A 14,204-nucleotide genomic window follows, 5' to 3' on the forward strand; every position below is an offset into this window, starting at 1 on the left:
ATGAAAACCCAGGAATGGAACGAATATTGCGGCCATTTCACACAATGGGAAAAACAAAATACTCTCGATATCTGAGGCCTGATCCCCTGGCGGGCTGGTCCTGAGCCAGTTCGTTGGACTTGCGCGCCCCTTACCGGGCGCGCTTTTTTCATGCGGTTGCACCGGCGCGGTGCATCTGATGATATTCAGGGCAGCAGCAACAGGAGGGGCACAGAATGCGCAGGCCGGAACAGGTGACAGTGCTCTTTGCCGATCAGTCGCTGGGGGCGACAGTCAGGATCGTGGCCGAGACGCTGCTCGCGCGGATCACCTCGCAGGAATATGTGGTTGACGAGCGACTGCCCTCGGAACGCACCCTGGCCGGAGAGCTGGGGGTCGCGCGCAATACGGTACGTGAGGCGCTGGATGTGCTGGAAAATCAGGGTGTTATCCGTCGACGCGCCGGGTCGGGAAGCTTTGTCACCGGGCTGTCACGCCATGAAGATATCGATGTCGGTGACGTGGCGGCCGAGACCAGCCCGCTTGATCTGCAGGTGATGCGCGGCATTCTTGAGCCCGAGATGATCCGCCTCGCCATTATCGCCATGTCGCCGCGCGAGATCGAAGCGCTTGGCGAGGTGCTTTCCGCGATGGAAGCGGTGACCACCGATGCCAGTGAATTCGCGCGGCTGGAGGATGAATTTCACCGCCAGATCGCCAAAGGCACCGGCAATCCGCTGATCGCGGCCTGCTACGATCTGGTGATCGCGGCCCGCCATCAGGCGTTTCGCGCCGCGCTGAACCGCCGCTTTCTGACGCCAAAACGCATCCAGGACTGCCAGCGCTATTACAACACGCTGTTCAATACCCTGACGGCGCGCGACATCGAAAGCGCGGTCGAATTTACCAAGCTTTTGCTGATCGAAGAGCAAAAGCTCCTGATGCAGGAAGACTGAGACGCGGGGTCAGAGCGGGGCGGAGGCGGCGCTGTCCAGCGTGGTGTCGCGGATCGGCAGCGGCTCTTTGCCCTCGCGCTGATACCACATCTGGCCCAGGGCCTCCATTTCCTGGCGAAGCCGTGCACCATGTTCGGCCAGCCAGGCCGGGATGGAGCCAAAGCCGACGACCCGCGCCCGGCCAGACGTGATCCTTACCACCGGCCAATCCCCCGCCAACAGATTGTCATTGCCGTAGAATTCGGTCCCGAGCCAGCGCGCATGGCCAAAGGCATGTTCGCCCCGGCCGCCATGTTTCATCGCCGCAAGGACCGAGACCGGCGCCACCGTTCCGGCCTTTTGCACAGCCATATGCCACAGATCCAGCGTCGCCGCATATTCCCAGGACACCGAGCCCCAGCTGCCGGGAAAGCGCCGCTCATATTCGCTGTGGAACTGTGTCGGGCGGTTGAAGAAAAAGCTCTTATTCTGCAGGGCAGGGTCGTCGAAGTCGGGGAACTGGAAGAGGAAGCCTTCCATGAATTCTGTCGATGTTTTGCGGATCAGCTCGCGGTAGCCATCGGCGGTACAGGACAGCAGCTGGCCGGTAAAGCCCTGGCGATGCGCCGCTTCGGTCAGCGCATGTACCATCGGCGTGTGGCTGGTGCACCAGCACAGGATCTGTGGATCCGTGGCCAGCATAGCCGCCACGATCTCGTCCGCATCGCCGCCGGTATTGGGATAGCGGATCTCTTTGGTGATCTGGAAGCCTTCGGCGCCGAATGCCGCACGATAGGCGGCAAGTGAGGGCAGGCCCAGCTCATCCATCTGGCTGCACAGCGCCACCCGCCTCAGCTCGGGCCGGTTCTTTGCCAGCCAGCCGACCGCGGTGACATTGAACAGGGGATGGGTCTCGCTCGGCGCGATCAGATAGGGCGTGTCGGGGGAAAGATCGCTCGGGAGCAGGGTCGAGGTCAGGATCTTGCGTTCGGTCAGCCAGGGGCGGAGCCGGCGCAGCGAGTCGCCGCCAAGCATCATCAGAAACCGCACATTGCCGTCCTGAACCAGCCGGCGCGCGCCGATGAACGCCCGATCGGGGTCATAGCCGCAATCTTCGGCGAGGATCTCGACCTGATGGCGCCGCCCGCTGATCATCATACCGCCCGAGGCATTGATCTGGTCGGCCCAGATCTGACATCCATAAAGCCCGGGCAGGCCCCAGGACCGTACCTGGCCGCTCAACGGTGCCAGAAAGCCGATCGGGATCCGCTGTCCGGTGGCGGTATCCAGGCGCCGGACCAGACCTCCGACCGCGAGCCGCTGTGCCAGACTGACAGAACCTGTCATCTCCCGCCCCTTGTTTCAGCGCCAGACCGCCCGGTTGGCGGCGATTCCGCCAGGAATCTTTTTCCCAGCATGAAGATTTGTTGACATGCTGGCAATCCTGTCGCGTAATTGGCGCAGTGAATAAGGAACCAATCCATAAACTGGTTCAGACCAACGGGAGCACGCGCATGAGTAAGAGAATCGCAGTCATCGGAGCAGGCCCTTCCGGCCTTGCACAGCTGCGCGCCTTTCAGTCGGCCGCCGAAAAAGGCGCCGAAATTCCAGAGATCGTCTGCTTCGAGAAGCAGTCCGACTGGGGCGGGCTGTGGAACTACTCCTGGCGCACTGGTCTGGACCAGTATGGCGAACCGGTTCATGGCTCGATGTACCGCTATCTTTGGTCGAATGGCCCGAAAGAAGGGCTTGAATTCGCTGATTATTCTTTTGAAGAGCATTTTGGCAAGCAGATTGCCTCCTACCCGCCGCGCGCGGTGCTGCTCGACTATATTGAGGGGCGCGTGAAAAAGGCGGGCGTTCGCAAATGGATCCGCTTTGAGAATGTGGTCCGCCTTGTGGACTGGGATGAGGCGACGCAGAAATTCACCGTTACCGTGCAGGATCTGCCGAAAGATCACTGCTATTCGGAAGAATTCGACCATGTGATCGTGGCCTCGGGCCATTTCTCGACGCCGAATGTGCCGTCCTTCCCCGGGTTCGAGCGCTTCAACGGGCGCATCGTCCATGCCCATGATTTCCGCGATGCGCGCGAATTCACCGGTAAGGATGTGATGCTGGTCGGCACCTCCTACTCGTCGGAAGACATCGGCTCGCAATGCTGGAAATATGGCGCGAAGTCGATCACCAACACCTATCGCTCGGCGCCGATGGGGTTCGACTGGCCGGATAACTGGGAAGAAAAGCCCAATATGCAGAAGGTCGAAGGCAATATCGTCACCTTCGGCGATGGCAGCACCAAGAAGATCGACGCGATCATTCTGTGCACCGGCTATAAGCATCACTTCCCCTTCCTGCCCGACGGGCTGCGGCTGAGAACGGCAAACCGGCTTGCGACGAACGACCTCTATAAGGGTGTCGCCTATGTCCATAACCCGGCTCTTTTCTATATCGGGATGCAGGATCAGTGGTTCACCTTTAACATGTTCGACGCCCAGGCCTGGTGGGCGCGTGATGTGATCCTGGGGCGCATCGCGCTGCCGGGTAAAGAGGCGATGCTGGCTGATGTGACCGACCGCGTTGCGCGCGAGGATGCCGGCAAAGACACCCATGATGCGATCCAGTATCAGGGGGATTACGTTAAAGAACTGATCGAAGAGACGGATTACCCGAGCTTCGATGTTGATGGCGCCTGCGAGATCTTCTTCGAATGGAAGGATCACAAGAAGCAGGACATCATGGGCTTCCGCAACAATTCCTACAAATCGGTGATCACCGGCACGATGGCGCCGAAGCATCATACGCTCTGGAAGGATGCGCTGGACGACACGATCGAAAGCTATCTGCAGAACTGACGGTCCGCTCTGGCGCAAAAGGAGAGGTTCCGATCAGAAGGGGCGCTGGCAAAGTCCAGCGCCCCTTTCTTTTGCACGATTGTTGGAAATACGTAAAATGTTCGAATAGTGAAAGCGGTCAGAGTGTCGGGTAAAGCGGGAACCTGTCGCACAGGGCCTGGACCTCGGCCTTCACTTTGGCCTCGACCTCCCCGTTGCCGTCTTCGCCATTGGCGGCGAGCCCATCAACCACTTCGACGATCCACCGCGAGATCTGGCGGAACTCGGCCTCGCCAAACCCACGGGTGGTGCCTGCCGGCGCGCCCAGACGGATGCCCGAGGTCACAAAGGGCTTTTCCGGATCAAACGGCACGCCGTTCTTGTTGCAGGTGATATGGGCGCGGCCAAGCGCCGCCTCGGCCGCCTTGCCGGTCACTTTCTTGGGCCGCAGATCGGCGAGGCAGAGATGGTTGTCGGTGCCGCCCGAGACGATATCGATCCCGCCCTTCATCAGCTCATCCGCCATCGCCGCCGCATTGGCTTTGACCTGGGCTGCATAGGCCTTGAACTCGGGGCGCAGCGCTTCGCCGAAGGCGACCGCTTTGGCGGCGATCACATGCATCAGCGGGCCGCCCTGCAGGCCGGGGAAGACCGCCGAATTGATTTTCTTAGCGATGTCTTCATCATTTGTGAGCACCATACCCCCACGCGGGCCGCGCAGGCTCTTGTGGGTCGTGGTGGTCACCACATGGGCATGCGGCAGCGGCGAGGCATGCACGCCGCCGGCCACAAGACCCGCGATATGTGCCATATCAACATGGAGGTAAGCGCCGATCTCATCAGCAATCGCCCGGAAGGCGGCCCAGTCCCATTCGCGGCTATAGGCGGTGCCCCCCGCCAGGATCAGCTTTGGTCTGTGCTCGAGGGCTTTCTTGCGCACCTCGTCCATATCGAGGCGCTGGTCCTGCTGGCGCACGCCGTAAGAGATGACCTTGAACCACTTGCCGGACATATTGACCGGCGAGCCATGGGTGAGGTGTCCGCCCGAATTCAGGTCGAGCCCCATGAAGGTATCGCCCGGCTGCAAAAGCGCGAGGAAGACAGCCTGGTTCATCTGGCTGCCGGAATTTGGCTGCACATTGGCGAATTTGCAGCCAAAAAGCTCTTTCGCGCGCTCGATCGCGAGGGTTTCGGCGATGTCCACATATTGGCAGCCGCCATAATAGCGCTTGCCCGGATAGCCCTCGGCATATTTGTTCGTGAGCACCGAGCCCTGGGCTTCCAGAACCGCGAGGGAGACGATGTTCTCGCTCGCGATCAGCTCGATCTCATCGCGCTGACGGCCAAGTTCAGAGCGCACCGCTCCGAAAAGCTCGGGGTCGCGCGAGGAAAGAGATTCGGTGAAAAAGCCGGAGCTCTGGAAATTTGTATCGGGCATATCGGGCCTCTTTCTGGTCCTGGATCTGCGGAAAGGGTGGTCAGCCGGTCCAACCTAGGCCGGCGGCGATGCAGTTCATGCTTTGCAAAAGCGGCACGGAAAGTGCTTGCCGTTCGCTTTGGCGCGCCTGGCGCAAGAGGTCAATTTGCAGGCGGTTGAGCTGGTCAAGGGCGATCCGGTTGCGTTCGAACCCGTCGCGGAACATCGGGAACCGCGCGGCGAGACTGTCCTGGCTGGTGATTTGCAGGATCGCCGAGCAGGTCAGCTGGTACTCCTCGCGGATCATCCCGAAGAGGGTGTTGGCCAGATCGCGGTCGGTGACAAGGCTGGCATAGCCAGCGGCGACATCCATATCCGCCTGCACCAGGCTCTTCTCGATCTCGTCAACCACCATGCGAAACAACGGGTTAGAGGAGAACATCCGCGACAGGAGCAGCCTGCCACTTTCGCCGCGCACCGAAAGGAAGGAGGTGATCGCGGATCCGAAACCATACCAGCCAGTCAGCATATGACGGTTCTGGGACCAGGCGAAGACCCAGGGGATGGCACGCAGATCAGCGAGCGTCTTTGCCCCGTGGCGCCGCGCCGGCCGCGAGCCCAGTTTCAACGCGGACAATTCGCCGACCGGGCTCGCCTCTTCGAAATAGCGAACGAAATCCGGGCTTTCGACCAGGCGTGACCAGACCGCCTGCGACATGCCGGAAAGGGCGACAAGGGCTTCGTCCTGGTCAGGATGGACCACCGATCCCTGCGACCCCGAGCTGGCGGTATGGGTCAGAACCGCGGCGGTCAGCAACTCCATATTGTAGAGAGCTGTGCCGCGATTGGCATATTTTGCGGAAACAACCTCACCTTGCTCGGTGAGCTTCAGCGCTCCGCCGATGGTGCCGCCGGGCTGCGCTGAAATGGCGCGTTCTGTTGGGGCGCCACCCCGGCTGGCTGAACCACCGCGACCGTGAAAGAAACTGGGACGGAAACCATGGGCAGCCAGTGTTGCCGTAATCCGCCGCTGGGCGCGGTGCAATTCCCAGGTCGAACAGAGGAAGCCACCGTCTTTCCCGGAATCGGAATAGCCCAGCATAACCTCGACATGGCCGCGTTTTTCCCGAAGGCCAGCACGAAAGGCATTGTTTTTCAACAACTCTTCCAGAATTTCCGGGCCAGCGCGCAGGTCTGCGATGGTTTCGAACAGCGGCACGACGACCAGCGCAGGGGCGCCGGGGCAGGCACCGGCGGCATAGCGCGTGAGCAGATGTACTGCGAGAATATCCTCGGCAGAGCGCGCCATTGACACGATGAAAGGGCCAAAGGCCTCGGGGTCATGCCCGCTTTCGCGGGTAAGCCGCAGCAGCGCGAGCAGATCCTGCGCGACCGGCCCGAGGTCTGTATCCTGCATTTGGGGCAGTTCGGGGTCGGCGAGGGCGCGCCGGATTTCCGCAGCACCGGCAGGGGTGCCACTGCGAGCGCTGATCCCTTGCGCAGCCCAGATCTCATCCAGAACCGCGTTGATAATGGTCGAATTTTGCCGCAGATCCAGAGCGGCGGTGCGAAACCCGAAAACCTCGGCCCGCCAGCGCACCGGGCGGATCCAGGCCCTTGCGAGATCGCCGGCACCGATGGCGAGCAGGGCGGCTTCGACACTGTTCAGATCGCCGACCAGTTCATGCGGACCGCGATAGGCGGTCGCAGTGCCATCCCGGCTTGCGATCAGCCGGGCGAGGATCGCGCTCAGAGCCTGGCGGAAAATCTCATTAGGATTGCGTTGGTTATGTGGCGTGCCGCTCCGGCTTTGCACGATGACGGCGGCCAGCGCGGCCATATTGCTCTCGGGGACCGGCACGATGCGGCAGGAAATGCTGAGCCGCCGCGCGGCGCGCTCGACCCCTTCGATATGGCAGGCGAGCGCGGCCAGTTTTCCGGCATCAATCGCGGCCCGCGTTACCTCGGCCGTCACATTGGGATTGCCGTCGCGGTCGCCGCCGATCCAGGTGTTGAACCGCAGACAGGGACGTTCCGATGCCGCCGATTGCGGGGCGAATTCGGCGCGCGCATCGATAAAGCGTTCATAAAGCTGGGGAACCGCGTCAAAGAGGCTGTTGCGGAAAAATTGCAGGCCCCAATTGATTTCATCGGTGAGGCTGGGGCGTTCCAGCCGCAATTCCCCGGTCAGCCACAAAAGTTCAATCTCGCAGCGGATCTCTATATAGAGGGCTTCGCGCTCGCGCGGGGTCCAGCGTTGGGTCTCAAGCTCGACAAGGCGGCGATAGATGCGGCGGTGAATTTCAAGAATGGTGACCCGTTTCGCCTCGGTCGGATGCGCGGTCATCGCCGGCACCACTGCGAGTTTTGCGACCGCCGCGTCAATTGCTGCGGAGTCCAGCCCCTGCTGCGCAAGACCCGCAAAGGCCGCCGCGAAAGAGCCGGGAACATTCTCTGCCCCCTCGCGCGCTTCGATCCGGCGGCGCTGACGCATCGCGTCATTTTCCTCGGCGATCCGAGACAGCTGAAAGCGGATGTTCAGCGCCTGGAGATAGGGGATGGCGCGGTCATCGGCGGGGATCGGGGCGGTCGCGCCAGTGGCAAGCCAGGTGGCGACTTCAGGCGCACGCTGGGTCACCACCTCTGCCAGCAGGTCATGCAACAGGTGGCGCAGCGCGGCCGCATCGCTGTCTGCGGGCAGGCCCGGATCAGGCATCACCCGGTTCATCATGCCACCCTGTCGCGAGGAGCGCGGCCTTCAAAGAAATCGACCAGGTTTTCAAAGACGCGGAACCCCATGGCCTCACGGGTTTCGCGGGTCGCTGATCCCAGATGCGGCAGCAGCACAAGATTGTCGCTGTTGAGAAGATCTGCCGGGATCTGTGGTTCGCGTTCAAACACATCAAGCCCGGCGCCACCGATCGTGCCATACCAGAGCGCGCGGGAAAGCGCATGTTCATCAACCACTTCGCCGCGCGCGGTGTTGATCAGGAAGGCGCCGGGCCGCATCAGGTCGAGGCGCCGCGCATTGATCAGATGCCGGTTTGCCGCGCCCCCGGGGCAGTGAAGCGAGACGAAATCGCAGGCCGGCAACAGGTCTTCGATGGTTTCCACCTGCACTGCGTTGTAGCGGGCAAGCACCTCCGGCGCGATTGCCGAGCGGTTTTGCACCAGGATCTTCATGCCAAAACCGTGATGCGCGCGCTGCGCCATCGCCTGGCCGATACGGCCAAAGCCGATGATGCCCAGCGTTGCGCCCGAGACCCGCGTGCCGATCATATGGGTCGGCCGCCAGCCGGTCCATTTGCCATCCCGGACCTCGCGTTCGCCTTCACCGGCACGCCGCGCCACCATCAGCATCAGCGTCATGGCGATATCAGCGGTGCATTCGGACAACACATCAGGCGTATTCGTTACCATGATGCCGCGATCCTTCGCAGATCCGGTGTCGATATGGGAAAAGCCAACCCCATAATTTGCAAGGATTTTCACCCGCGCCGGGGCCTCGCAAAAGGCCTCGGCAGGGAGTTTGTCAGTCACCGTCGGAAGAACAGCATCATAGCTGCGAAAGGCGTCCCGGAACTCTGCGAGCCCCAGAGGCCGGTCGGCCCGGTTCAGATCGGTGTCGAAGATCTCCGACATTTTCGCCTCGACCGCAGCGGGCCAGCGGCGGGTGACAAGAACCTTTGGTTTTGCAGCCATGATGCGTTCCCCCCTTGCGGTTCAGGCGGCGTTCAGCACGCGGGCGATGGTCTCACCGATGACCGAGGGGTTCTCGGCCACGGTGACGCCTGCGGCGGTGAGGATCTCGACCTTTTCGCTGGCGCTTTCGCCAAAGGCCGAGATGATCGCGCCGGCATGGCCCATGGTGCGGCCCTTCGGTGCGGTGAGGCCGGCGATATAGGCGACCACCGGTTTCGTCATGTTTTCCTGGATCCAGGCGGCGGCTTCGGCCTCTTGCGGGCCGCCGATTTCACCGATCAGACAGACGATATGGGTGTCGGGATCCTTCTCGAACTGCTCGAGAATATCGCGGAAGGACGAGCCGTTGATCGGATCGCCGCCGATGCCGACACTGGTCGAAACCCCGATGCCGCGATCTTTCAGCTGCTGTGCCGCCTCATAGCCCAGCGTGCCGGAGCGGCCAACGATGCCAACATGACCGGGCAGATAGATATGCCCCGGCATGATGCCGACCAGCGATTTCCCGGGAGAAATGGTGCCGGCGCAGTTCGGCCCGGTCAGGACCATGCGCTTTTCCTTGGGGTAGCGCATCATATAGCGTTTGACGCGGATCATGTCCTGGGCCGGGATGCCGTCGGTGATGCAGACGCAGTAGCGGATGCCGCCATCCGCGGCTTCCATGATGCTGTCAGCGGCGAAGGGCGGGGGAACGAAGACAAGGCTTGCTTCGGCGCCGGTGGCCTCGACCGCTTGTTTTACCGTGTCGAAAACCGGAACGCCGTGGACGGTCTCGCCCGCCTTGCCAGGCACGACGCCGCCGACGAGGTTGGTGCCGTAATCCAGCATCTCCTTGGCGTGGAACTGCGCCATGCGGCCGGTGATGCCCTGGATGATGACGGGGGTGTTTCTGTCGAGAAAGATGCTCATTTCACGATCCTCATCCGGGTGTTCTGGGTTTTGTCGTTTTTCCAGGCCGAAACAGCGCGATCTGCTGCCTCCATCAGCGAGGTAGCGCGGATGATCGGCAGCCCGCTTTTCGCAAGGATCTTCAGCCCTTCCTCGACATTAGTGCCCGCGAGCCGCACCACGACCGGCACATCGACCGGATTGGCCTGCAAAGCCTGGACCACACCTTCGGCCACCCAGTCGCAGCGGTTGATGCCGGCGAAGATGTTCACAAGGATCGCCTGAACGTTTTCATCCGAGTTCACCAAGCGAAACGCCTTCGCCACCCGCTCGGGCGTCGCGCCGCCGCCGATATCGAGGAAGTTCGCGGGCTCGCCACCCGCCAGCTTGATCGTATCCATCGTGGCCATGGCAAGCCCGGCGCCGTTCACGATGCAGCCGATATTGCCGGACAGGCCGATGTAAGAGAGGCCGCGATCCGCCGCGCGGCTTTCGCGCGGGTCTTCCTGGCTTTTGTCGCGCAGCTCGGCAATGGCCGGGTGGCGGAACAAGGCATTGGTATCAAAGGTCATTTTCGCGTCGAGCGCCAGAATGCGGCGGTCGGCGGTGATCACCAGCGGGTTGATCTCGACCATGGTCGCGTCAAGCTCGGTGAAGGCGCGGTAGCAGCCTTGCAGCGTGCGCACCATCTGCTGGATCATGTCGGTCGGGATCTTCAGTGCAAAGGCGATTTCCCGCGCCTGGAATTCCTGAAGGCCCACTGCCGGCTCGACCGTCGAGCGCACGATGCTTTCCGGGCGGGTGGCCGAGATTTCTTCGATCTCCATCCCGCCTTCCGAAGAGGCGACGATCATCACCCGCTGCGACGAGCGGTCGAGCACAAAGCCGAGATAGATCTCGCGCTCGAACGGCACCGCGGCTTCGACATAGATGCGGTAAATGCCTTTGCCTTCGGCGCCGGTCTGATGCGTGACCAGACGGCGGCCGAACATCTCATTGGTGGCGTCCTGGATCTCATGTTCCGAGGAACAGATCTTGACGCCGCCGGCCTTGCCACGCCCGCCGGCATGGACCTGGGCCTTCACGATCCAGCGTGAGCCCCCCATTTCCCTTGCGCGGTAAGCCGCCTGTTCGGGGCTGTAAGCCAGCGCCCCATCCGGAATTGCGACACCGAAACGGTGAAGTATCTCTTTCGCCTGATATTCATGAATGTCCATGCGCGGCCCTCCCTGACCGGTTATGGTTGTGAATTTCCGCGTTTTTTTCGCGGTTGGTGTCTGGCTGCGGGCAATGCCGCAGCCAGGGAAACGGCTTATTCTGCCGCCAGCGCCATCGAGCGCGAATTGGATTTACGCCAGAATTCCTCGGCCGCCGCGACGCCGGAGCCTGCCTCGATCGGGATGCCCACATCGCGCATCGACATCTCGGCACCGCCAAGCGCCATCATCAGCATCAGCTCGTTCAGATCGCCGAGATGGCCGATGCGGAAGACCTTGCCGGCCACGACCGACAGCCCGGCACCAAGCGACAGGCCGTAACGGTCATAGGCGCGCGCGATCACCTTGCGGGCGTCATGACCTTCGGGCACGACGATGGCGCTGACGGTGTCGGAATGCCATTTCGGCTCTTTCGCGCAGAGCGTCATATTCCAGGCCGAGACTGCGCGACGCACGCCTTCGGCAAGGAATTTATGCCGCGCCCAGATGTTCTCGATCCCTTCCGCATTGATGCGGTCGAGCGAGGCGCGCAACCCGCGCAGCATGTTCATCGGCGGCGTATAGGGGAAATAACCGGTCGCATTGGTCGCGGTCATATCCTTGAAGTCAAAGTAGCAGCGGCGCAGCCCGTTGGTTTTCGAGGCCTCGAGCGCCTTCTGGCTGACCCCGATGATCGCCAGGCCCGCCGGCATCATAAAGCCCTTTTGCGAGCCGGCGACCGCGAGGTCGACGCCCCAGTCATCCATGCGGAACTCGATCGACCCGATGGAGGAGATGCCGTCAACGTAAAGCAAAGCCGGGTGATCGCACTGATCCATCACTTTTCGAACACCGGCGATATCCGAGGTCACCCCGGTCGCGGTCTCGTTATGGCAGGCGAGGATCGCCTTGATCTCGCGCTTTTTATCGGCGCTGAGGCGCTCGGCCAGCTTGTCGAGCGGCACGCCGGTGCCCCATTCACAGTCGATGGTTTCGACATCGAGGCCAAGGCGCTGGCAGAGATCAACCCAGAGCACAGAGAATTGTCCGAAACGCGGCGCCAGAACCTTGTCTCCGGGCGACAGTGTATTGGTGATCGAGGCCTCCCAGCCGCCGGTCCCGGTTGCCGGGAACACGAAGACCTGACCGGTTTCGGTGTGGAAGACCTTCTTCAGATCCTGGAACAGCGGCAGCACCAGTGCAGGCACATCGGGCGAACGATGATCCTCCATCGGCACGTCGATCGCTTTGCGAATCGCCTCGGGCACATTGGTTGGGCCGGGGACGAAAAGGCCGCGGATACCTTGCATAACAGTCCTCCCATGGGTCGGCGTCGGGTTATTCCCTTCTCGCCGTGAATAATCGTTGACCTCAGGGAATACTTGTTATGAAAGTTTCACAACGGAACTACCTCCTGCTTTTGGCCTTCTGTTTGGGTGGGAAAAAACCTGCCAGAATGTCTTGATATGCGGATGTATACCGAAAATTTACCTATCCATAAGGGTAGGTTTTTAAGCGGAAGGGTTGTGAATGCAAGCGCTTAGCCCCGCGTCCCGACAGATCTCGCTCGCGCTGGCGGACAGCAATCCGCTGGTTCTGGGCGCGATGTCCGAGATTTTCGACCGTGATCCCCGATTCTCTCTGGTCGCCACCAGTTCGAGCGCCGAGGGGTTTCTTGGTGCCGTGATGCGGGTGCCGGTGGAACTGGGGATTATCGACTGGCGGATCCCCGTACTTGGCGGCCAGAAGCTGATCGAGGTGCTGCGCGATCAGCCCAATGCGCCCCGGCTGATCGTCTATGGCGATGACCAGAACGGTGAACTGCCGCGCAAGTCGATGATCGCCGGTGCCGCCGGTTTTGTCGCGCGCTCCACCTCGGTCGAGAAGCTGGTCGATACCTGTCTCGCGGTGGCTTCGGGTCAGATGGTTTTCCCGTTTCTCGACGTGCGCGAGTTGCAAACCGACCCGATCCACCAGCTGACGCGACGCGAAAAGTCGCTGCTGGAGGCATTGGCGCGCGGGCTGACGAATCGCGACCTGGCGGGCGATTTCGGCATCTCGGCCAATACGGTGAAATTTCACTTGTCGAACCTTTATGAGAAGCTCGGCGTCCACAGTCGCGCTCAGGCAATCGCGTGGTTTTACTCGCATCAGCAGAGCGGTGATGCCGGGGCCGCGCGGCTCGCATTTACGGCGCAGAAATAATATTTCTTGACAGGAAAGTAATTTTCTTTCTCGCATTGGGTCAGCACAGATCACATCCTGAGGAGGATCCACAATGAGCTTTCACCCCATCGAACAGGCACCGGCACGGCTGAATCGCAGCGAATTGGCAGTTCCGGGCAGCCAGCCACAACTCTTTGAAAAGGCCGCACAATCCGATGCGGATGTCGTGTTCCTCGATCTCGAGGATGCGGTGGCGCCCGATGACAAAGCCCAGGCCCGCAAGAACATCATCAAAGCCCTGAACGAGATGGACTGGGGCAAGAAAACCATGTCGGTGCGAATCAACGGGCTCGATACGCATTACATGTATCGCGATGTTGTCGATGTGGTGGAGCAGGCAGGCGAGCGGCTCGACCTGATCATGATCCCGAAAGTGGGCACCGCTGCCGATGTCTATGCCGTCGATATGCTGGTGACGCAGATCGAAGACGCCAGGGGTTACAAGAAACGAATCGGCTTTGAACACATCATCGAGACCGCGCTTGGTATGCAGAACGTGACCGAGATCGCGGGCGCATCCAGACGCAATGAGAGCCTGCATTTCGGTGTGGCGGATTACGCGGCCTCGACCCGGGCGCGGACTACGATCATCGGTGGCGTGAATCCGGATTATTCGGTGCTGACCGACCCGCTGGAAGACGGCACCCGCGCCGTCCATTGGGGTGATATGTGGCATTACGCGCTGGCGCGGATGGTGGTTGCGGCGCGCGCGAACGGGCTGCGCCCGGTGGATGGGCCGTTTGGCGATTTCTCGGACCCCGACGGCTATCGTGCGGCGGCAAAGCGCGCGGCTGTGCTGGGCTGCGAGGGCAAATGGGCGATCCATCCGAGCCAGGTCGCGCTGGCCAATGAGGTGATGAGCCCGTCCGAGGCCGAGGTCACCCGTGCGAAACGCATCCTCGAGGCGATGGCCAAGGCAGCGACCGAAGGCAAGGGGGCAGTCTCGCTCGATGGGCGCCTGATTGACTATGCGTCGATCCGTCAGGCAGAAGTTCTGGTGGAAAAAGCCAAACAAATCGCAGGGTAA

Annotated in this window: 11 protein-coding genes; 4 read left to right on the forward strand and 7 right to left on the reverse strand. The window is 61.4% G+C overall.

All coding sequences use genetic code 11. From position 1 onward, the window contains the following. The first annotated feature begins 215 nt into the window (after positions 1–215). A complete protein-coding gene (locus tag AC4FS3_RS19660; protein ID WP_198839410.1) occupies positions 216–935 on the forward strand; it encodes a FadR/GntR family transcriptional regulator in 720 nt (239 codons plus the stop codon). A gap of 9 nt (positions 936–944) precedes the next feature. Here the strand turns inward: AC4FS3_RS19660 and AC4FS3_RS19665 are convergent, their stop codons facing one another. After that, positions 945–2,261: an ABC transporter substrate-binding protein gene (locus AC4FS3_RS19665; protein WP_283177265.1), complete on the reverse strand. Its 1,317-nt coding sequence runs from the start codon at positions 2,259–2,261 to the stop codon at positions 945–947. A 167-nt stretch (positions 2,262–2,428) separates the two neighbouring features. Here AC4FS3_RS19665 and AC4FS3_RS19670 point away from each other — a divergent pair, with 167 nt between their 5' ends. Beyond that, positions 2,429–3,769: a trimethylamine monooxygenase gene (locus AC4FS3_RS19670; RefSeq protein WP_491021949.1), complete on the forward strand. Its 1,341-nt coding sequence runs from the start codon at positions 2,429–2,431 to the stop codon at positions 3,767–3,769. 118 nt (positions 3,770–3,887) lie between these two features. Here AC4FS3_RS19670 and glyA read toward each other — a convergent pair whose 3' ends face one another. From glyA to AC4FS3_RS19700, 6 genes are all read right to left on the reverse strand, one after another. After that, the gene (glyA, locus tag AC4FS3_RS19675) at positions 3,888–5,186 is read right to left on the reverse strand and encodes a serine hydroxymethyltransferase (protein WP_491021950.1); all 1,299 of its coding nucleotides are present in this window, start codon (positions 5,184–5,186) and stop codon (positions 3,888–3,890) included. A 40-nt stretch (positions 5,187–5,226) separates the two neighbouring features. Then, positions 5,227–7,893, reverse strand: a complete 2,667-nt coding sequence (locus AC4FS3_RS19680) for a phosphoenolpyruvate carboxylase (RefSeq protein ID WP_491021951.1) — start codon at positions 7,891–7,893, stop codon at positions 5,227–5,229. Continuing rightward, the gene (locus AC4FS3_RS19685; protein ID WP_198837888.1) at positions 7,893–8,867 is read right to left on the reverse strand and encodes a 2-hydroxyacid dehydrogenase; all 975 of its coding nucleotides are present in this window, start codon (positions 8,865–8,867) and stop codon (positions 7,893–7,895) included. Before AC4FS3_RS19685 ends, AC4FS3_RS19680 begins: the two co-directional genes overlap by 1 nt. A gap of 21 nt (positions 8,868–8,888) precedes the next feature. Beyond that, positions 8,889–9,776 (reverse strand): succinate--CoA ligase subunit alpha, encoded by an 888-nt coding sequence (sucD, locus tag AC4FS3_RS19690; RefSeq protein ID WP_092895998.1) that lies wholly within the window; start codon positions 9,774–9,776, stop codon positions 8,889–8,891. Then, entirely contained in the window at positions 9,773–10,972 is a 1,200-nt protein-coding gene (locus tag AC4FS3_RS19695) for a malate--CoA ligase subunit beta (RefSeq protein ID WP_491021952.1), read from the reverse strand. The genes sucD and AC4FS3_RS19695 overlap by 4 nt, the downstream gene beginning before the upstream one ends. A gap of 95 nt (positions 10,973–11,067) precedes the next feature. Next, on the reverse strand, positions 11,068–12,261 hold the full coding sequence (locus AC4FS3_RS19700; RefSeq protein ID WP_283177268.1) for an aminotransferase class V-fold PLP-dependent enzyme: 1,194 nt from the start codon (positions 12,259–12,261) through the stop codon (positions 11,068–11,070). A 220-nt stretch (positions 12,262–12,481) separates the two neighbouring features. Between AC4FS3_RS19700 and AC4FS3_RS19705 the strand changes: the two genes are divergently transcribed. Beyond that, complete coding sequence (locus AC4FS3_RS19705; protein WP_283177269.1) at positions 12,482–13,156, forward strand: response regulator transcription factor; 675 nt, start codon at positions 12,482–12,484, stop codon at positions 13,154–13,156. 73 nt (positions 13,157–13,229) lie between these two features. Further along, positions 13,230–14,204, forward strand: a complete 975-nt coding sequence (locus AC4FS3_RS19710) for an HpcH/HpaI aldolase/citrate lyase family protein (RefSeq protein WP_491021953.1) — start codon at positions 13,230–13,232, stop codon at positions 14,202–14,204.

It is taken from the genome of Pseudogemmobacter sp. TB195 (genome assembly GCF_058313095.1).

Excerpts from the sequence above, each read along its gene's own strand:
- AC4FS3_RS19665 (WP_283177265.1), bottom strand. The coding sequence starts at position 2,261 with ATGACAGGTTCTGTCAGTCTGGCACAGCGGCTCGCGGTCGGAGGTCTG.
- AC4FS3_RS19685 (WP_198837888.1), bottom strand. The coding sequence starts at position 8,867 with ATGGCTGCAAAACCAAAGGTTCTTGTCACCCGCCGCTGGCCCGCTGCG.
- AC4FS3_RS19660 (WP_198839410.1), top strand. The coding sequence starts at position 216 with ATGCGCAGGCCGGAACAGGTGACAGTGCTCTTTGCCGATCAGTCGCTG.
- AC4FS3_RS19695 (WP_491021952.1), bottom strand. The coding sequence starts at position 10,972 with ATGGACATTCATGAATATCAGGCGAAAGAGATACTTCACCGTTTCGGT.
- glyA (WP_491021950.1), bottom strand. The coding sequence starts at position 5,186 with ATGCCCGATACAAATTTCCAGAGCTCCGGCTTTTTCACCGAATCTCTT.
- AC4FS3_RS19670 (WP_491021949.1), top strand. The coding sequence starts at position 2,429 with ATGAGTAAGAGAATCGCAGTCATCGGAGCAGGCCCTTCCGGCCTTGCA.
- AC4FS3_RS19710 (WP_491021953.1), top strand. The coding sequence starts at position 13,230 with ATGAGCTTTCACCCCATCGAACAGGCACCGGCACGGCTGAATCGCAGC.
- AC4FS3_RS19680 (WP_491021951.1), bottom strand. The coding sequence starts at position 7,893 with ATGAACCGGGTGATGCCTGATCCGGGCCTGCCCGCAGACAGCGATGCG.
- sucD (WP_092895998.1), bottom strand. The coding sequence starts at position 9,776 with ATGAGCATCTTTCTCGACAGAAACACCCCCGTCATCATCCAGGGCATC.
- AC4FS3_RS19700 (WP_283177268.1), bottom strand. The coding sequence starts at position 12,261 with ATGCAAGGTATCCGCGGCCTTTTCGTCCCCGGCCCAACCAATGTGCCC.
- AC4FS3_RS19705 (WP_283177269.1), top strand. The coding sequence starts at position 12,482 with ATGCAAGCGCTTAGCCCCGCGTCCCGACAGATCTCGCTCGCGCTGGCG.